At 62.7% G+C, this 18,679-nt stretch carries 19 protein-coding genes; 4 read left to right on the top strand and 15 right to left on the bottom strand.

Annotation, left to right across the window (positions count from 1 at the left end):
* Positions 1-84: 84 nt before the first annotated feature.
* The 3 genes from metW to G7048_RS12180 all read right to left on the bottom strand — a co-directional run bounded on the left by metW (position 85) and on the right by G7048_RS12180 (position 2,502).
* Positions 85-672 (bottom strand): methionine biosynthesis protein MetW, encoded by a 588-nt coding sequence (gene metW, locus G7048_RS12190; RefSeq protein ID WP_166068396.1) that lies wholly within the window; start codon positions 670-672, stop codon positions 85-87.
* Positions 669-1,799 carry a homoserine O-acetyltransferase gene (locus G7048_RS12185; protein ID WP_166068395.1) on the bottom strand — a complete coding sequence of 377 codons (1,131 nt, stop codon included), beginning with the start codon at positions 1,797-1,799 and terminating at the stop codon, positions 669-671. The genes metW and G7048_RS12185 overlap by 4 nt, the downstream gene beginning before the upstream one ends.
* Positions 1,800-1,920: 121 nt before the next feature.
* The gene (locus G7048_RS12180) at positions 1,921-2,502 is read right to left on the bottom strand and encodes a TMEM165/GDT1 family protein (protein WP_166068394.1); all 582 of its coding nucleotides are present in this window, start codon (positions 2,500-2,502) and stop codon (positions 1,921-1,923) included.
* Positions 2,503-3,040: 538 nt separating this feature from the next.
* Between G7048_RS12180 and G7048_RS12175 the strand changes: the two genes are divergently transcribed.
* Positions 3,041-3,376: an RNA-binding protein gene (locus G7048_RS12175; protein ID WP_166068393.1), complete on the top strand. Its 336-nt coding sequence runs from the start codon at positions 3,041-3,043 to the stop codon at positions 3,374-3,376.
* 271 nt (positions 3,377-3,647) lie between these two features.
* Positions 3,648-4,127, top strand: a complete 480-nt coding sequence (locus G7048_RS12170; RefSeq protein ID WP_166068391.1) for an RNA-binding protein — start codon at positions 3,648-3,650, stop codon at positions 4,125-4,127.
* Between the two features lie 87 nt (positions 4,128-4,214).
* On the opposite strand, the gene G7048_RS12165 is transcribed toward G7048_RS12170, so the two are convergent.
* From G7048_RS12165 to G7048_RS12150, 4 genes are read right to left on the bottom strand one after another with little or no spacing between them, the layout of a single operon-like run.
* Entirely contained in the window at positions 4,215-5,003 is a 789-nt protein-coding gene (locus G7048_RS12165) for an SDR family oxidoreductase (protein ID WP_166068390.1), read from the bottom strand.
* A 32-nt stretch (positions 5,004-5,035) separates the two neighbouring features.
* Positions 5,036-5,695 carry an LPS export ABC transporter periplasmic protein LptC gene (lptC, locus tag G7048_RS12160; RefSeq protein ID WP_166068389.1) on the bottom strand — a complete coding sequence of 220 codons (660 nt, stop codon included), beginning with the start codon at positions 5,693-5,695 and terminating at the stop codon, positions 5,036-5,038.
* Positions 5,692-6,270: an HAD family hydrolase gene (locus G7048_RS12155; RefSeq protein ID WP_166068388.1), complete on the bottom strand. Its 579-nt coding sequence runs from the start codon at positions 6,268-6,270 to the stop codon at positions 5,692-5,694. The genes lptC and G7048_RS12155 overlap by 4 nt, the downstream gene beginning before the upstream one ends.
* Positions 6,270-7,274 carry an SIS domain-containing protein gene (locus G7048_RS12150; protein ID WP_166068387.1) on the bottom strand — a complete coding sequence of 335 codons (1,005 nt, stop codon included), beginning with the start codon at positions 7,272-7,274 and terminating at the stop codon, positions 6,270-6,272. Before G7048_RS12150 ends, G7048_RS12155 begins: the two co-directional genes overlap by 1 nt.
* A 49-nt stretch (positions 7,275-7,323) precedes the next feature.
* On the opposite strand from G7048_RS12150, the gene G7048_RS12145 reads away from it, so the two are divergent.
* Together G7048_RS12145 and G7048_RS12140 are read left to right on the top strand one after the other, a co-directional pair.
* The gene (locus G7048_RS12145) at positions 7,324-9,315 is read left to right on the top strand and encodes a monovalent cation:proton antiporter-2 (CPA2) family protein (RefSeq protein WP_166068386.1); all 1,992 of its coding nucleotides are present in this window, start codon (positions 7,324-7,326) and stop codon (positions 9,313-9,315) included.
* Between the two features lie 38 nt (positions 9,316-9,353).
* Positions 9,354-9,911 carry an adenine phosphoribosyltransferase gene (locus G7048_RS12140; protein ID WP_166068385.1) on the top strand — a complete coding sequence of 186 codons (558 nt, stop codon included), beginning with the start codon at positions 9,354-9,356 and terminating at the stop codon, positions 9,909-9,911.
* 196 nt (positions 9,912-10,107) lie between these two features.
* Here the strand turns inward: G7048_RS12140 and G7048_RS12135 are convergent, their stop codons facing one another.
* The 8 genes from G7048_RS12135 to G7048_RS12100 form a co-directional block, all read right to left on the bottom strand.
* Positions 10,108-11,070, bottom strand: a complete 963-nt coding sequence (locus G7048_RS12135) for a hypothetical protein (RefSeq protein ID WP_166068384.1) — start codon at positions 11,068-11,070, stop codon at positions 10,108-10,110.
* A 132-nt stretch (positions 11,071-11,202) separates the two neighbouring features.
* Positions 11,203-11,697: a Crp/Fnr family transcriptional regulator gene (locus G7048_RS12130; protein WP_166068383.1), complete on the bottom strand. Its 495-nt coding sequence runs from the start codon at positions 11,695-11,697 to the stop codon at positions 11,203-11,205.
* A gap of 138 nt (positions 11,698-11,835) precedes the next feature.
* On the bottom strand, positions 11,836-12,648 hold the full coding sequence (gene otnI, locus G7048_RS12125) for a 2-oxo-tetronate isomerase (protein WP_166068382.1): 813 nt from the start codon (positions 12,646-12,648) through the stop codon (positions 11,836-11,838).
* 63 nt (positions 12,649-12,711) lie between these two features.
* On the bottom strand, positions 12,712-14,112 hold the full coding sequence (gene mnmE / locus G7048_RS12120; RefSeq protein ID WP_166070938.1) for a tRNA uridine-5-carboxymethylaminomethyl(34) synthesis GTPase MnmE: 1,401 nt from the start codon (positions 14,110-14,112) through the stop codon (positions 12,712-12,714).
* A gap of 111 nt (positions 14,113-14,223) precedes the next feature.
* On the bottom strand, positions 14,224-15,810 hold the full coding sequence (locus G7048_RS12115; protein WP_166068381.1) for an ABC transporter substrate-binding protein: 1,587 nt from the start codon (positions 15,808-15,810) through the stop codon (positions 14,224-14,226).
* Between the two features lie 311 nt (positions 15,811-16,121).
* Positions 16,122-17,813 (bottom strand): membrane protein insertase YidC, encoded by a 1,692-nt coding sequence (gene yidC, locus G7048_RS12110; RefSeq protein ID WP_166068380.1) that lies wholly within the window; start codon positions 17,811-17,813, stop codon positions 16,122-16,124.
* Positions 17,810-18,115: a membrane protein insertion efficiency factor YidD gene (gene yidD, locus G7048_RS12105; protein ID WP_371747686.1), complete on the bottom strand. Its 306-nt coding sequence runs from the start codon at positions 18,113-18,115 to the stop codon at positions 17,810-17,812. Before yidD ends, yidC begins: the two co-directional genes overlap by 4 nt.
* A complete protein-coding gene (locus G7048_RS12100) occupies positions 18,112-18,633 on the bottom strand; it encodes a ribonuclease P protein component (RefSeq protein ID WP_166068379.1) in 522 nt (173 codons plus the stop codon). The genes yidD and G7048_RS12100 overlap by 4 nt, the downstream gene beginning before the upstream one ends.
* Between the last annotated feature and the right edge of the window lie 46 nt (positions 18,634-18,679).

Below are 18,679 nucleotides of genomic sequence, written 5' to 3'. Positions count from 1 at the left end.
ACCCACGCGTTTGCGGGTCGATTCCACCATTGTCACGCACACCGGCCAGCCATGCCAGCGGTGCCCGTTATTCGAGCGACCGGATCACTGTCTTTCGAGACAGAACACCGCCGTGCTGGCAAACCAGTTCGGCAGCGTGCGCACCATGCCGCCGGTCTCGTTCAGGCCGAAGGCATCGGCCACGCTCAGCTTGTTCTTGAGCGCGAGAACTTCAAAGTCCTTGAACGTGCCGACGCGGATGTTCGGCGTGTCATACCACTGGTAGGGCAGACGGCGCGTCACCGGCATGCGGCCGCGCAGGATGGAGACGCGGTTGGGCCAATGCGCGAAATTGGGGAACGCGATGATGCCGGTCTTGCCCACGCGCGCGGTCTCGCGCAGCATCACCTCGGCATTGCGCAAGTGCTGCAGCGTGTTGATCTGCAGGACGACGTCGAACGAATCGTCCTCGAACATCGCCAGACCTTCGTCCAGATTGAGCTGCACCACGTTCACGCCGCGCTTGACGCAGGCATGCACGTTGGCATCGTCGATCTCCACGCCGTAGCCGGTGCAACCGCGCTCGCGCAGCAGATAGGACAGCAATGCGCCGTCGCCGCAGCCGAGGTCGAGCACGCGCGCGCCTTGTGGCACGAGTTGGGCGATGGCCTGCATGGTGGTCTTCTCGGTCATGCTGCGAACTCCTTGGCAACGCCATCGAAATAGGAACCCATCACGCCGATGTAGCGCGAATCGGTGAGCAAAAAGGCATCGTGGCCGTGCGGTGCGTCGATCTCGGCGTAGCTCACGTCGCGCTTGTTGTCGAGCAGCGCCTTGACGATCTCGCGGCTGCGCTTGGGCGAAAAACGCCAGTCGGTGGTGAAGCTCACCAGCATGAACTTGGCTTTCGCCTTGGCCAGCGCCAGCGTGAGGTTGTTGCCGGTGCTCTTGGCCGGATCGAAATAGTCGAGCGCGCGCGTGATCAGCAGATAGGTGTTGGCGTCGAAGTACTCGCTGAACTTGTCGCCCTGATATCGCAGATAGCTCTCGATCTGGAATTCGATGTCCTGCGTGCTGTATTTGAGGTCGATGCCCTCGCGCAGCTGGCGGCCGAATTTCTCGTTCATCACATCGTCGCTCAGGTAGGTGATGTGCCCGATCATGCGCGCGATGCGCAGGCCGCGCTGCGGAATCACGTTGTGCGCGTAGAAATCACCGCCGTAAAAATCCGGGTCGGTGACGATGGCGCGGCGTGCCACTTCGTTGAACGCGATGTTCTCGGCCGTGAGATTCGGCGCGCTCGCCACGACGACGGCGTGGCGCATGCGATCGGGATGCTGCAGCGTCCACGACAGCGCCTGCATGCCGCCGAGGCTGCCGCCCAGCACCACGGCCAACTGCTGAATGCCGAGGCGATCGAGCAAGCGTGCCTGCGCGTTCACCCAGTCTTCGACGGTGACGACCGGAAAGCTCGATCCGTAGACTTCGCCGGTGTCGGGATTGGTGTGCATCGGGCCGGTCGAGCCGAAACACGATCCGAGGTTGTTCACGCCGATGACGAAGAACTTGTTGGTGTCGACCGACTTGCCGGGGCCGATCATGTTGTCCCACCAGCCCTCGCTCTTGGGCTGGTCCTTGTAGACGCCCGCGACGTGGTGCGACGCGTTGAGCGCGTGGCACACGAGCACGGCGTTGGACTTGTCGGCGTTCAGCGTGCCGTAGGTTTCGAACGCGAGCGTGTAGTCGCGGATCGAGGCACCGCTGGTCAGCGGCAGCGCCTCGTCGAAATGCATGAATTGTGGTGTGGCGATGAAGGACATGAAAAAACCCGGCATCGCTAAAAACGAGGCCGGGTCGATCAGGGGATTCGCTACGGTCGGGTCTTTAGCTGGATTTATAAAGCGCCCGCAAGCTGAAGCAAATCGGCGCGTGAAGACCTGATTATGCCAAAAGCTGCTTGACCGGGTTGTACAAGGCGAGCAGACCAAGCACAAGAAAGATCACCGCCGAGATCATGTGCACCGTGCGGATCGGCACCTTCTTGACGATCTTGTCCCCCAGCCAGACCACGGGCGCATTGGCCAGCATCATGCCCAGAGTCGTACCGGCCACCACCCAGAAGTAATCACCCACATATTTGGCGGCCAGCATCACCGTGGCGATCTGGGTCTTGTCGCCCATCTCGGCCAAGAAGAACGCAACCACCGTCGCGCCAAAGACGCCCCACTTCGAGTGGCTGGTGACCTCGTCCTCGTCCAGCTTGTCCGGAATCAGCATCCAGACCGCCATGGCGACGAACGAAATGCCCAGAATCCATTGCAGGGCGTTTTCACCAAGATAGCTGGTGATCCAGGCACCGACAGCCCCGGCAAGCGCGTGGTTGACGACGGTGGCGACGAAGATTCCGAGCACGATCGGCAGCGGCTTGCGAAAACGCGCCGCGAGCACAAGCGAGAGGAGTTGGGTTTTGTCCCCCATCTCGGCGAGCGCGACGACGGAGGTGGAGATCAGAAAGGCTTCCATGGCGTGGGTGTATCGGCCGGAGACACCAGTTCAAAACGCATTGACCACGCACCGGCTCCGGCCCAAATGTTGTTGGATCGGTACGTAGTCAATGGTCTCGTCCAGCCATGAAATCACGACGAATGTGATTCGAATCGCCTCATGCACCATAGGCCGTGGGGGCCCAAGTCTGTTGATGCATGCCTTTTTGCGTCAGCGCAAAAACGGACTACTCCCCAAAGACAACGCAATTGTATCGCCACACGCAAAAAGCCGGGCGCTTTCCCTTCAAAGCACTGGCGGCGGCGAGAACCCGTCGTTTTCTAGACAGTTACCCCTAAAAAGACGCACATCCACGGGTAATTCCCCATCCAAAGTGTTGCAGGCGCGCCAACGCCCGCTTTTTTCCTCGAAGTCATGCTCGATAATGGTTTCAGCATTCTGTGTTACAGATTTGCGATTGCGGTGTTAGTCGATTTCGCATCATTGAAGTCGTTTCGGGTTTGTTGGCTGCGTTGGCTCATCGCTTATTCAGAAAAATCTCTTAGAGCCTCGTTTTATGAGCAACAAACTGTACGTGGGCAACCTGCCCTATTCTTTCCGTGACGGCGATCTGGAACAGACCTTTGGTCAGTTCGGTGCCGTGCTGAGCGCCAAGGTCATGATGGAACGTGACACCGGCCGTTCCAAGGGCTTCGGCTTTGTGGAAATGGGCAACGAAGCCGAAGCACAAGCCGCCATCCAAGGCGCGCATGGCCAAAACTACGGCGGCCGCGACCTGGTGGTCAACATCGCTCGTCCGATGGAACCCCGTCCACCCCGCAGCGGCGGTTTCGGCGGTGACCGCGGTGGCTTCCGTGGCAACGGCGGCGGTTACGACCGCGCCAGCTACTGATTGTCAGCGCCAGTCTGTACTGATTACAGTCCGGACCAAGCCGATTTTCAAAATGTCAGTGTGAGGCTGTAGGAATCTTCTGTTTTCGGAATTCAGCCTCACATGAACTTGCATTTTTTTCGAAGTTGTGGCGCATAATGTTTTGGCTGGGGTATTTTTCACGCCAAAGTTGCGGTGGTCCGTCAAATTTGTGCTCAAAGCACATGTGCGATTAGCCGACTGCGGTTTCGAGTCTCCATCACTTTTTTCTTAGTTCTTGAGGAGTCCCTTGATGGGCAACAAACTGTACGTCGGCAACCTGCCGTACTCGGTGCGCGATAGCGATCTGGAACAGGCCTTTGGCCAGTTCGGCGCCGTGACCAGCGCCAAAGTCATGATGGAGCGCGACACTGGTCGCTCCAAGGGCTTTGGTTTCGTAGAAATGGCCAGCGATGCTGAAGCGCAAGCGGCCATCAACGGCATGAACGGCCAGCCCATGGGCGGTCGCAGCATCGTCGTGAACGAAGCTCGTCCAATGGAACCACGTCCTCCCCGTAGCGGTGGCGGTGGTTTCGGCGGCGGTGGCGGCGGCTACGGTGGTGGCGGCGGTGGCCGTTCCGGTGGCGGCGGCTACGGTGGTGGCGGCGGCGGTGGTGGTCGTGGTGGCGAAGGCGGTTTCCGCAGCCCCTACGGCGCTGGCTCGCGCAATGGCGGTGGCGGCGGTGGTCGCTCCGGTGGCGGCGGCTACGGCGGCGGCAACAACGGCTATTGATTTCTGATCCCGGGCAACCGGGATTCAGCCATCAGGCAAAAGGCTCCCTCGGGAGCCTTTTTCATTGGTGGCACGCCTCCATAAGCGTCAGCTTTTCGACACAGTTCCTCGATGCTTGCGCTCCCGCCCATGCAGCGCCTTGTCGAAAGCCCAATTGGGCAGCAAGCGCAGCAGTTTGGCGACCACGCCCATCTGCCAGGGAATCACTCGGTAGCTGGTACGGGCCTCGATGGTCTGGAACGCGCGGTCCGCAAATTTCCCCGCCGAAATGAGAAACGGCATCGAATACCGGTTCTCCTGCGTGAGCGGTGTGTCCACATAGCCCGGCAGAATCGTCACGACGGACACGCCCTGTGTGTTCAGCTCACCGCGCAGGCTCTCGCAATAGCTGATGACGGCCGCCTTGCTGGAGCAATACGCCCCATGCCCCGGCAGACCGCGAATGCCTGCCACGCTGGCAATGCCCACCAACGTGCCAGTGCCGCGCACGCACATCGGCTTGATGAACGGCTGGAAGGTGGCGGCGAGACCGATGTTGTTGATCGCATACACGCGCGCCATCTGATCGATGTCCTCGCGCTCCGAGGTGTCCACGCCCACGCTGATGCCGGCATTCGCGATCACCACGTCGGGCAGGCCTTGTTCCCGAATGCAGCGCTCTCCTGCGCCGACGATGCTGTCGATCTCGGCCACATCCGCGCCATAGAAGCGGCAGCGGTCTTCACCCAGCCCCTGCGACGCTGCCCATGCCTGCATCACATCGACACGCCGTGCGACCAGCGCCAGCCGGAAACCCGCCTTGGCATAGCGCAGGGCCAGCGCCTGGCCTATGCCGCTGGAAGCGCCGGTGATGAAGACCAGGGGGGAGGAGTTCATGACGGCGTTTCCGTTCTCGTTCTGGTGGGGCCTCAAGGCCGGTTGTTGCGAGGAGCGGGCGTGAGGGTCGAAGTGACCCGGCTCGGCTGCATCTTGCCCTTGACGTCGCCGCGCATGTTCAGCACCTGGCTGTAGTTGTCGAAGTCCATGGCGTCGCCGGTGAACTGGTCGGGACCCCGTGTGAGCGTGACCGGCAGGTGCGACTTCACGCGTTCCTCGTTCGGCCAGACATGCAGGAATTCGCCCTTGAACTGCATGGGCGGAACGGGCTTGGCGCCGGTCTTCTTGAATTCCTCGCGCGTAACGACGGCGTCGCCGAAGAGCTGCACTTCCGTGCCGTCCGAGTTCGACAGTGCACGGTTGGCCGTGGACAGCGTCACGCGGCCGTCCGGGCTGATCGAGCGCATGCGGGCTTTCAGGATTTCCAGCGTGTCGGTGTCCATGAAGTGCTTGAGCGTCTCGCCCTGGATCTCGCTTTGCAGGCGGCCCGTGGCGTCGAACGACTTGATGGAGAAGTCGCGCATGTAGTAGTCGGGCTCGTGCGACACCGCGCGCTGCTGTGGCTGCTCCAGCGGCTTGGGGGCGTTGCGCACCAGCCACCAGGTGCCGAGCGCGAGCAAGCCCATCAGCAGGATCGGCAAGTAGATGGAGAAGATCTCCCAGACGCGGCGCATGCGCTCGTTGAGGGTCATGCGTATTCCGCCAGCAGTTGCGCATACTTGCCGCTGGCCACCAGCAACAGGTCGCAGAGTTCACGTGCAGCACCCTGTCCGGCGGCGGCTTGGGTGATGTAGTGCGCGTTGGCCTTCACCTCGACCTGCGCGTTCAGCGGCGCGCAGGCAAACACCGAGCGGCGCATCACCGGCAGATCGGGCCAGTCGTCGCCCATGGCGGCGGCCTGGCTCCAATCGAGCCCCAACTCGGCCAGAATCGCCTCGGCAGCGGGACGCTTGTCCTCGGTACCAAAGCGCGCGTGCACCACGCCCAGATTTTTCAGGCGCAGCCGCAGCGCGGGCGAATCACGTCCGGTGACGACGGCTGGCGTGATGCCCGCCTTCTGCAGCAGCTTGAGGCCGTGGCCGTCCAGCGTGTTGAAACGCTTGATCGTCTCGCCCTGCTCCGAGAAATACAGCCCGCCATCGGTGAGCACGCCGTCCACGTCGAAGAACACCACGCGCACGGGTTGCGCGCGCAGCAGAAGTTCGGGATCGATCTGGATGGCTGGTTGCAGCGAAGTCACCGCCGCTTCAGTTTGCGAGTTGCTCATCAAATGACCTTTGCACGCATCAGATCGCCAATATGCACCATGCCGAGCAGTTGGTTCTGCTCGTCCGTGACCAGCACGCTGGTGATCGAATGCTGCTCCATCAGCGCGGCCGCGTCGGCGGCCAGCGCCTGTGGGCGAATCGTGCGCGGCTTGGTGTGCATGACCTCGCCCGCCTTCGCGCCCAGCAGTTCGCCGCCGGACTCGATGCGGCGACGCAGGTCGCCATCGGTGAAGATGCCCAGCAGATGGCCCTCGGCATCGACGACCGTGGAAGCCCCCAGCGACTTGGCGCTCATCTCGCGCATCAGATCACTGAACGACGCATCGGCCGACACGCTCGGCAGCTCGTCGCCCGAGCGCATCACGTCGCGCACCAGCGTGAGCAGCTTGCGACCCAGCGCACCACCGGGATGCGAGCGCGCAAAGTCTTCTGTGCGAAAGCCGCGTGCATCGAGCAAGGCCACGGCCAGCGCATCGCCCAGCGCCATCTGCGCGGTGGTGCTGGTAGTGGGTGCCAGATTCAGCGGGCAGGCTTCGCGCTCCACGCCGCTGTCGAGCACGACGTCGGCATATTTGGCGAGCGAGGATTCCAGCCCGCCGGTCATCGCGATCAGCGGCACGCCCTGGCGCTTGAGGACCGGCAGCAGCACAGTGAGTTCGTTGGCCTCGCCGCTGTTGGAGATGCCCAGCACCAGGTCACCCTGCGTGACCATGCCCAGATCGCCGTGGCTGGCTTCGGCCGGGTGCACGAAGAATGCGGGCGTGCCGGTGGACGCCAGCGTCGCGGCGATCTTGCGACCGACATGGCCGCTCTTGCCCATGCCCATGACCACCACACGACCGGGCGTGGCGAGAATTCGGGAAACCGCATTGACGAACGAATCTCCCACACGATCGGAGAGAGCCACGAGCGCGTGGGCCTCATCTCGAAGCGCCTCCCGCGCCAGCTGCAGGGCGCGGGCTGGGTCGAACGGATGGGTGGGAGTGGGTAAAGAGGTAGACATTCGGGAATTTTATAGGGCGCGTTGGCCCTTGGCTCGTTTAGCATCAGTCATGTCCTCACTGGCCCTCACTCTGCTCTATCTGCTTGCCGCTGTGCTGGCCGTCGTTGTCTGCCGCACGCTCAAGCAGCCGCCCATGTTGGGCTATCTGGCAGCAGGGGTGTTGATCGGGCCGCATGCACTCGCGCTGGCCAGCAATTCCGAGGGCGTGCGCCATCTGGGCGAGTTCGGCGTGGTGTTTCTGATGTTCGCCATCGGCCTCGAATTCAGCCTGCCCAAGCTGCGCGCCATGCGCAAGCTGGTGTTCGGTCTTGGCCTCATGCAGGTGGTGCTGACCATGCTGCTGTCATTCATCGGGCTGATGCTGCTGTCGCGCTTTGCGGGCCGCGTGTGGGACATGAGCTGGCAGACCGCTGTGGCGCTCTCGGGCACGTTGGTGATGAGCAGCACCGCCATCGTCGTGAAGATGATGGCCGAGCGCGCCGAACTGGAGACCGAACACGGCCGCCGCGTGATGGGCATTCTGCTGTTCCAGGATCTGGCCGTGGTGCCGCTGCTGATCCTGATTCCCGCGCTGGGAGGCGCGCCCGACAAGTTGATCTGGGCACTGCCGCTGGAAATGCTCAAGGCCGCCGCGCTGATCACCATTTTGCTGACCGGTGGGCAGCGGCTGATGCGCTGGTGGTTCAACCTCGTCGCGCGTCGCCACAGCGAAGAGCTGTTCATGCTCAACCTGCTACTGTTCGCGCTGGGCTTGGCGTGGCTGACCGAGCTGGCCGGGCTGTCGCTCGCGCTGGGGGCCTTCATCGCGGGCGTGCTGGTGTCCGAGACCGAATACAAGCACCAGGTGGAGACCGACATCCGCCCGTTCCACGACGTGCTGCTGGGCCTGTTCTTCATCACCATCGGCATGCAGCTCGACTGGCACATCCTGCTGGAGCGCTGGGCGCTGGTGCTGCTGTTGCTCATCGTGCCCATGCTGCTCAAAGGCGTGGTGATCTTTGCGATCGCGCGGTTCATGAAGTCGCCTGCCGGCGTGTCGCTGCGCACCGGCATCTATCTGGCGCAGGCGGGTGAATTCGGCTTTGTGCTGCTGTCGCTGAGCGTCGCCCAAGGGCTGGTGCAGCCCGCGCTCAAGAATCCGATTCTGGCGGCCATGGTTGTGTCCATGCTGCTCACGCCGCTGCTCATCCAGTACAGCAACCGCATCGTCATGCGACTGGCCGCGAGCGACTGGATGCTGCAATCGCTGCAAATGACGCAGATTGCGCGCCAGGCCATCAACACCGATCACCATGTGGTGATCTGCGGCTACGGTCGTTCAGGCCAGAATCTGGCGCGTCTGCTCAAGATCGAAAACATCCCCTATCTGGCGCTCGACCTCGACCCCGACCGCGTGCACCAGGCCGCTGCCGGTGGCGAATCGGTGGTCTACGGCGACGCCACCCGCCTGCAGGCGCTGATGGCGGCGGGCCTTGCGCGCGCCAGCGCGGTGGTCGTCACGCATCTGGACACCCACGCCACGCTCAAGACGCTCGCCAACATCAAAAAGCACGCGCCGAATGTGCCGGTGATCGTGCGCACCGTGGACGACGCCAATCTCGACAAGCTGCAGCTCGCTGGAGCCAGCGAGGTCGTGCCCGAGGCCATCGAAGGCTCGCTGATGTTGGCCAGCCACGCGCTCGCGCTGGTCGGCGTGCCCATGCGCCGGGTGATCCGCTTGGTGCGCGAGCAGCGCGAAGGCCGCTACCAGTTGCTGCGCGACTATTTCCACGGCGCAGATGACGACACGCCCGCCGAGCTCGATCAGGAGCGCCTGAAATCCTTCACCCTGCCCTCCGGAGCCGCCGCCCTTGGCCGCGCGCTGCACGAGCTGGCACTGGGCACGCGCGAGGTGCAGTTCGTCGCCGTGCGCCGCGCCAATGGCTCCGTCAGTGCCGATGCAGCCGATCCATCGCTGCTGGCCGAAGGCGATACACTCGTGCTGCGCGGCCTGCCCAAGGCGCTGGCCCTGACCGAAGACCTGCTGCTGCGCGGCAAGTGACCCGATCCCATCCATCTCCAAACGACAGAGCACCCACCATGCAGCACCCACTGAGCGTCAATGAATACCTGCGCCAGCACATGCGCACCGTGCCGGACTGGCCCGCGCCCGGCGTGCAGTTCCGCGACATCACGCCGCTGCTGCAGGACCCCAAGGTGTTTCGCGTGCTCATCGACGCCTTCGTGCACCGCTACATGGACAAGGAACTGCGCCCCGACGTGGTGGCGGGCCTGGATGCGCGCGGCTTCATCATCGGCGCAGTGATCGCGTACGAGCTGAACGTCGGCTTCGTGCCGATCCGCAAGAAGGGCAAGCTGCCGTTCACCACGGTCGAGGAAACCTACGAACTCGAATACGGCAGCGCGACCGTCGAACTGCACGCCGACGCCGTCAAACCCGGCGACCGCGTGCTGCTGATCGACGATCTCATCGCCACCGGCGGCACCATGATGGCTGGCAAGAACCTGCTGGAACGCCTAGGCGCCACCGTGACCGAAGGCGCCGTCATCGTCGACCTGCCCGAGCTGGGCGGCTCCCAGCGCCTGCGCGACGCCGGTCTGTCGATCTTCAATCTGGTGGATTTCGAAGGCCACTGAAGCAACATCAGCAGCGCCAGTCCAGCCAGCAGCGCTCAAAACCCGCGCTGCACTCAACCATCAGAAGGCCACGGAGTAGGCCATTCGAGAAACGCCGCGGAACTGGCTTCGCCAGGCCGCTGGCGTTGTCCCCCTTCCCGAAGTGCGAAGCACGCAGAGAGAAGGGGGAAGGCGCGAAGCGCCTCAGGGGGATGCCTCAGTGAAGGTCGCCGTATTGGGTGGCGCTCAAATCGGAGCTGGCCGAATCCGCTGGCATTTCCGTATCCGCGAAGCCCGAATTGCCAGACGGCTGGAGCAGCGGCGAGCGTGACATCGGCCCACTGCGTACGGTCGTGCCCGGACGATCCGCCGCCGTCACGGGACGCGCACCGCCGGATGCCATGCCACCAGCACCATTGAGCGCGCGCTTGAAGGCGGCGACTTCATCGTCCTCGATCGGGTCGTAATGGCCATTGCTCTGGCTTGCGCGCGGGCTGAGCAGCGGTGCCTGAGCAGTGTTCGACGTCAACGGTGCCTGGGCACTGTTCAGCGGCATGCGACCGCTGTTGAGTGGCATGCGGCCACTGCTCAGAGGGGCCAGACCGGAATTGCCACGCAGCGGCGCAGGAGCGGACACCCGCGCCTCGTACGAGCCGACCGGAATGATCGGAGCGCGCAGCGTGTTGGGCGAGCCCGACGTCGTCGCCGGAGCGGCTTCCTTGTCGGTTGCGCGGCGCATGCGAACACCGATGGCGGCGTTGTCATAAATGCGCCAGTACACGGCGGTCACCAGAATCTCGAAGCGCGTCTTGGCGCTCTGGGTGATCAGACTCTCGATCTCGCTCAGACGTGCGGTGCTGCTGCCGTACTCGCTGCCCAGGTCGATCATGACCACGAACTGCTGGCCCAGTTGGTCCAGCGACAGCACCTTGAATTTGTAGCCGGCCGACAACACCCCGGCACGGACCATCGCGTCGCGAACCACCATGTACAGCGATTCGCGGCGCTCCATGCGCACGTTCTTGCGGGCCAGTTGCTCGGCGTAGTCCGCTGGTTTGGGCGCGCGCGCTTGCGCCGCTGCGGCAGCAGCAGAGCCAGCCGAAGGCGTCGAAGTGAGCGGCGCTTTGGGCGCCGGGGCACCCTTGGCGGGGCCGCGAGAAAACCAACTTAGAAAAGACATGGCGCACCTAGATTGAAGCGCATTGAAAAATTAGCAAATAAGTGTACAGCGCTCCCCTTGAGCGCATGCTAATTGTCGAGCACGAAGTTCGCCAGTCTTTTTTTGATGTGCGTTAAATCAACATTTGACGGATCAAGTTGACGCGACCCGACGTTTGCGATTGCCGAGCCGCTTGGACAGCACCGCGCCCACCGCCATCACCAAGTGCAGCGCCACGGCTGGCTGGCGATTGGACAACTCGGTGAACCGCATGGCCGGCAGGCTCCACAGCTTGCAGGGCGAACCCGCCTGCACCGTGGCAGAGCGCGGCTGATGCGAGAAAAACGCGCCCTCGCCCACCACCGAGCCCTGACCGACGATGGCCAGTCGCAAGCGCTGCTTCTCGTCTTCGAAGTGCACGCTCAGGGTGCCACTTTCCAGCAGATACAGCGTGCGATCCGTCGTTCCCTGCTGAAAAAGGACCTGCCCCGCCGGCAGCGACACGGGCAGCAGATAGGGGGCCAACAAATCCCACTGCTCTGCGGTGAGCACATTGTTCAGGCTGTCTTCTGCCGTGGCGTGGCTGATGGCCTGCACCAGACCATGCAGCTCCACCTTGCCATCGGTTCTTGTAACGATCGTATTCATGGCATGGAAGGTAATGTGATTGTAAGAATCGCACAAGTAGGCATGCGCGCTGGGCCCCCTCGAAAAGCCGATGCGGCATACGTCTCTGTGCGGACCAGAGGAGATTTGCCCACAATTTAATCAGTTCTCGAAGATTTCTCAAGCGGCACGTGCTTGAAGACACGTCCGGATCCACCCAAGGCCATCCGTCGTCCCGCCCGGAACAGCGCCACGAGCGGGCTTGTACTCGCAGCCGATCCAGCCGTCGTATCCCAGTCGGTCGATCAACTCGAACAAGTATGGGAAATTGATCTCGCCCACATCGGGCTCATGCCGTTCGGGCACTCCGGCGATCTGCATGTGGCCCACGCCACCAGCGGGCAGCCAATGGCGGATCTTCGCCGCCAGATCGCCCTCGACGATCTGGCAGTGATATAGATCCATCTGCACCCGTACATTCGGCTCGCCGATCTCGGCCACCAGCGCATGCGCCTCGTCCTGACGCGAGAGGAAATAGCCGGGCATGTCGCGGCCGTTGATCGGCTCCAGCATGAGCGCAATGCCATGCTCGCCTGCGCGCTGCGCCGCGTGCCGCAGGTTCTTCACATAGATGCGCCGCGCCTCGGCGCAATCCAGACTGGCCGGAACCAGCCCCGCCATCACGTGAATGCGCGGGCAAGCCAGCGCCTGCGCGTAGCTCAGCGCTTGCTCGATGCCGTCGCGAAATTCCGCCTCGCGCCCCGGCAGACACGCAATGCCGCGCTCACCCGCATCCCAGTCACCGGGGGGCGCATTGAACAGCACCTGACTCAAGCCATGCTGCTTCAAGCGCTCGACCAACTGCTCCGCCGCGAAGGCATACGGAAACAAGAACTCCACGCCCTGAAAACCATCGGCAGCCGCTGCGGCGAATCGGTCCAGAAAATCCAGCTCGTTGTAGAGCATGGACAGGTTGGCTGCAAAACGCGGCATCGTGACATCTCCTTGTGTATTGTTTCCAGGGGCGGGGGCGCTTGGCCCCGCGCGCTCATCCCGTCACTTGCCGATGCAGAACGACGAGAAGATCACGCCCAGCAGATCGTCCGATGTGAACTCGCCCGTGATCGTGTTGAGTGCGTTCTGCGAAAGTCGCAACTCCTCGGCGAGCAAATCCAGCGCCGGGTTGTCGGAGTGAATCTGCGCGGCAGACTCCATCAGATGCGCATCCACTTCGCGCAACGCCTCGATGTGGCGCGCGCGCGCAATGTAGACGCCTTCGGGTGCGGACTGCCATCCGGCGATCTGCAGCAGCGTGCGGCGCAGCTGCTCCAGACCATCACCCGTGCGCGCGGAAAGCTGCACCTGCGCCATGCGACCGGGTTGCAATTGCCCCATCACGGAAGTCGCCGCATCCGTCTTGTTCCACACATCGATCACCGGAATCTGCTCGTGCAGTTGATCACTCAATTCGGCGGCGATATGCACATCCACGGTGGCGTAGTCCGGCTCGTTCACGCGCGTCAGATCGTGCAGGAACAGCACCGCATCCGCCGCCTTGATTTCTTCCCATGCACGCGCGATGCCGATCTTCTCGACCTCGTCATTGCTCTCGCGCAGACCGGCAGTGTCGATCACATGCAGCGGCACGCCTTCGATCTGAATGGTCTGCTGCACCTTGTCGCGCGTCGTGCCTGCGATGGGCGTGACGATGGCCAGCTCCGCGCCCGCCAGCGCGTTGAGCAGCGAACTCTTGCCCGCATTCGGCTGTCCGGCGATCACCACCTTGATGCCCTCGCGCAGCAACGCGCCCTGCTGCGCGCGCTGCATCACCGCGCCAAGCTGCGTCTGCAGTCGCTCCAACTGACCGGCCGCGTCGGCCTTCTTCAGAAAGTCGATCTCTTCTTCGGGAAAGTCGAGCGTCGCCTCGACCAGCATGCGCAGATGGATCAGCGCATCGCGCAGCGTGTGAATTTCCTTGGAAAACGCGCCCGAAAGCGAGCGCCCCGCGCTGCGCGCTGCCGCCTCGGTGCTCGCGTCGATCAGATCCGCAATCGCCTCGGCCTGCGCCAGATCGATCTTGTTGTTGAAGAACGCGCGCTGGGTGAACTCGCCCGGTTCGGCCAGGCGCAGTTGCGGCAGCGCCGTTTTCGCCAATTCCATGCAGCGTGCCACCAGCAGTTGCAGAACCACCGGCCCGCCGTGCGCTTGCAGCTCCAGCACGTCTTCACCCGTGTAGCTGTGCGGTCCCGGGAAGAACAGCGCCAGCCCGCGATCGATGGCCTGGCCCGCAGCATCGGGAAATGGCAGGTAGTGCGCCTCGCGCGGGTTCAGCTTGCGCCCGAACAGCTGCTCGACAAACCCGCCAATCCCCCTGCCCGACACCCGCACGATCCCCACGGCTCCGCGTCCGGGAGCGGTGGCAATGGCAACGATGGGGTCGGCGTGGCGAGGAAGCATGGCGGGCGTGTGACGATGAATGGCGCAAATGAGGGCTGTGATCATAGCCAGCCCATGAAAAAGCCCGCTTGCGCGGGCTTTGCAAGGATAGCCGAAGGGCGGCTCCTATGCTTATTTCAGCGTCGTCCAGTTCAGCATTGGGCGGTCGTCCGCGCGGTGTTGCGTGGTCACGCCCTTGCGCATGGACCAAGGGCGAATCTGGTGGTGAACGGGGATGTAGTAGTACTCGTCCTTGACCAGCTTGAGCGCATCGTTGATCAGCGCGTCGCGCTTGCCCGTGTCCATCTCGACCTTGATCTGGTTGATCATGCCGTCGAGCTTCGCATCGCTGAAACGGCCCGCGTTGTACGTGCCCACACCCTTGCCATCCTTCGTGGACATGAGGGCGTCGAGCGAGTACAGCGAATCGAAGGTGGCAACGCCCCAGCCGAACAGGTAGGCGCTGACCTCGGCGTTCATCACGCGCGTGACGTACTGCGCCATCGGCGCGGTCTTGAGGTTGGTCTTCACGCCGATGCGGGTCCACATCGCGGTCACGGCCTGACAGATGGCTTCGTCGTTGACGTAGCGGTCGTTCGGGCATTCGAGATTCAGCGAGAAGCCGTTTGGATAGCCCGCGTCGGCCAGCAGCTTCTTGGCGCCTTCGACGTCGTACTTGGAAGCACGCGCGTCGAGTTCCTTGCTCCAGCCATGCACCATGGGCGCGACCATGGTGCCTGCGGTGACCGACAGGCCGCGCATGGTCCGGTCGTGGATGCCGGCGGTGTCGATGGCCTGATACAGCGCCTGACGCACGCGCTTGTCCTTGAGCGGGTTCTTGCCGGGCGTGCCTGCGCCGGGGAGCTCGTCGCGGAACTGATCGAGCCCCAGATAGATGGTGCGGTTTTCCGCGCCTTCGACAATCTTGATGTCGGGGCTGGCCTTCATGCGGGCCAGATCTTGCGGCGGCGGATCGACCACGAAATCGACCTGTCCGGAGATCAGCGCGGCCGAGCGGGTGGCGGCGGATTTGATCGGAGTGAACACCACCTCATCAAGGTTGCCCTTCGGGGTATCCCACCAGTTCGGGTTCTTCTTCAAGACCAGCTTCACATCCGGCTGCCAGCTCACGAGCTGGAAGGGGCCGGTGCCGTTGGCATTGCGCGAGGCGAAATTTTCTTCCTTGGCCGCGTAGTCCTGCGACTTGAGGGAGTTGTTCTTCTCGGCCCAAGCCTTGTTCATGATGCGCGCTTCGGTCAGGTCGCGCAGCAGCGTGGGGTTGGGGCCCTTCAAGATCAGATCGATGGTGAAATCATCGACCTTCTTGACTTCCTGAATGCTCGCCACCGAGGCGATCATGTTCGATGGCTTGGTGCCCGCACGGGTCAGCGAGAACACCACGTCGTCGGCGGTGAACGGTGCACCATCATGGAATTTCACGCCCTTGCGCAGCTCGAAGCGCACCTGTGTGGGGGATGTCTGCGTCCATTTGGTGGCCAGCGCCGGAACGGTCTGGTACTTGTCGTCGTAGCGCACCAGACTTTCGTAGACCTGCTGCATGTAGGCATGCGTGGTCTGGTGGTTCTGCGACATCGGGTCGGTGGTGAGAATGTCATTGGCACCGGCCGTTCGCAGCGTGACAGCACTGGCCGAGCTGCCGATGGCTGCCAGCAGCGCTGCCGCAAGAATTCCCCGCTTGAAACTCGCTCCTCGATTCATATCCCTGACTCCTAGGTGTTGAGGTCATGCCTGTGAATTGGCAGTCGTCTTCGCTTGCAAAGCTTGTGCCATCCGCAGACAAAGGAATTTGCATGCTACCGAAAACGACAAAGGCCGCGTAGCGGCCTTTGTTGGTTTTAGCTAGGGATAAACGCTCAAGCGAAAGTGATTTTGAAATCAGAAGGCCGCGGAGCAGGCCATGCGAGCAACCGCCGAGCAAGAGCCGCCTCGCGGCGATGGCGGTGTCCCCCTTCCCGGAGCGCGAAGCGCGCAGAGAGAAGGGGGAAGGCGCAAAGCGCCTCAGGGGGATGTCACTTGAACTTCGGCAAGTTGAACTGCGGCGGAACACCCATTCGCGTGTTGATGATCCACTGCTGAGCGATGGACAGAATGTTGTTCGTCAGCCAGTACAGCACGAGGCCGGCCGGGAAGAAGAAGAACATCACCGAGAACATCAGCGGCATGATCCACATGAGCTTGGCCTGCATTGGATCTGGCGGTGCGGGGTTCAGCGCAGTCTGCAGCAGCGAAGACAGGGTCATCAAGAGCGGCAGGATGAAGAACGGATCCGGCACCGACAGGTCATGAATCCAGCCGATCCATGGTGCGTTGCGGATTTCCACGCTCGACTGCAACACCCAGTACAGCGCCATGAACACCGGCATCTGAATCAGGATAGGCAGGCAGCCACCCATCGGGTTGACCTTTTCCTCGCGGTAGATGCGCATCATCTCCTGCTGCATCTGCTGCGGCTTGTCCTTCAGGCGCTCACGCATTTCCTGAATCCTGGGGTTGATGGCCTTCATCTTGGCCATCGAACCATAAGCCTTGGCGTTGAACCAGTAGAAAGCGATCTTCAGCAGCAGCACCAGCGCCACGATGGACCAGCCCCAGTTGCCGATGAACTTGTGCAGCTCGGACAGCAGCCAGTACAGCGGCTTGGCCAGAATGGTCAGCCAGCCATAGTCCTTGACCAGTTCCAGACCGGGCGCGAGCTTTTCCAGCATCGGCTCGACCTGCGGACCCGCGAACAGACGTGCGCTGACCGACTTGGTCTGGCCGGGCTCCACGGTGCCCACGGGCGTGATCATGCCGGCAGCGTAGAGCTTGTCGCCCACCTTGTTCACGAAGTTTTCGCGCTGTGTGCCGTCCGCCAGCAGCCAGGCGCTGGCGAAGTAGTGCTGGACCATCGCCACAAAGCCCGCATCCGAGGTCTTCTCGATGCTCACCTTGTTGTTGTCGATGTCCTTGAAGGTGACCTTCTGGTACTTCTTCTCGGTGGTGTACACGGCCGGGCCGGTGAACGTCGAGTAGAACGGAGTCTGGTCGCCGGACTCGGTGTTGTCGCGCACGAGCTGCATGTACAGACGTGGGTTCACGGCAGCGCCGCTGTTGTTCACCACATCGTGCTGAACCGTCACGTCGTAGGCACCGCGCTTGACGGTGTAGGTCTTGATCAGCTTGACGCCGCCGACTTCCGCGGATTCGAAGCGCAGTTGCACGGAATCCTGACCGTCCTTCAGTTCACGCGCGCCGGGTTGCACGGTCATCGCGGTCTTGTGGGTCGGGAAGGTGCCGCCGATCAGGCCGGTCTGGCCGAAATACTTGTGCGTGGCCGAGTCGTCGAACAGCACCACGGGCTGGGGCGGCGTGGACTTGTCGAAATACTGCAGCAGCTCGGCATGCTTGAGCGAGCCGCCTTCGCTGTCGAAGGTCAGGCGCAGCACGTCGCTGGTGATGACCACGTCCTGACGTGGCACGGCAGCGGGAGCCGCAGGTGCAGCAGCGCCGGGCACATCGCTTGCGCCCGTGCCGGCCGCAGCGGATGCGGTAGGCACGCTCGCGTCGGACGAAGCAGCGCTTGCAGGCGACTTGGCGGTCTGCGCTTGCGGAACCGGGAAGAAGGTGGCTTTCTGGCCGTTATGTACTTGCCACTTGTCCCACAGGAGAACCAGCGAGAAGGCAAATATCACCCACAGTATGGTGCGGCGAATATCGTTCATGAAGTCTTCGTAGAAGAGGAAGCGGATGAAGAGGAGGAAGGCGGCGGCACATGTCGCGAGAACAACCGCAATGCACGCGGCAGCTCCTGCGGCACGGGATCGTGCCCTCCGTCACACCAGGGATGACAGCGCGCAAGCCGGGCCACCGTGAGATAGCTGCCGCCTGCTGCACCATGTTTTTCCAAAGCCCCGAGAGCATAAACCGAACAGGTCGGCTCGAAACGGCAAGCCGAGCCAAGCCAAGGGCTAAGCAGCAGCCGATAGCCGCGCACCAGTCCCATGAGCGCGTTGCGCACGATCATGGGTTCTCCCCGGGGGGCTTGGGTGCCTTGGGCGCTTTGGATGTTTTCTGAGGCCGCACCGCATACGAAAAAAGCTGCTTGAGCTCTTCGCGCACGGCGGCTTTCAGCGCATCCGAAGTGGCGCTGGGAAACTGCTTGCGGTCGAAGGTGGAGCGCAGTCGCACCACATGCGCCGCCACGGGCAGTTGCGACTCGAAGTCCGCACCTGCCACATAGATCTGGCGCTTGATGGTGTTGCGCGTGACGGCGCGGCGTGCCCAGCGCTTGGGCACCATCGCGCCCAGCCACGGGCCAGCGTTTTCGTGAGCGGGAACGACAAACAGGGCCTGTGCGGCGTGCTGCTCTTGCGGCACGCTGCCAGACCCGTCTGTGGATGTGCTCGTTTCGGCTTGTGCCTTGGGGGTTTCACCGTCCGGCGGCACCAGACCCAGTCGATGCAGGGCAAAGTGCGGTGTGCGGGAAACAGTTCCACCCGCCATGGCAGCCTGAAACTGTGGGCGGGTTTTCAATCGGTGCATAAGCGCCAAAGCAACGCCCTGCGCGGATTGGAAGGGCTTGCAACCG

Source organism: Diaphorobacter sp. HDW4B (genome assembly GCF_011305535.1).
Lineage (GTDB): Bacteria > Pseudomonadota > Gammaproteobacteria > Burkholderiales > Burkholderiaceae_C > Diaphorobacter_A.
Note: the sequence above shows the minus strand (reverse complement) of the source record. Positions and strands in the feature narration are given on the sequence as shown.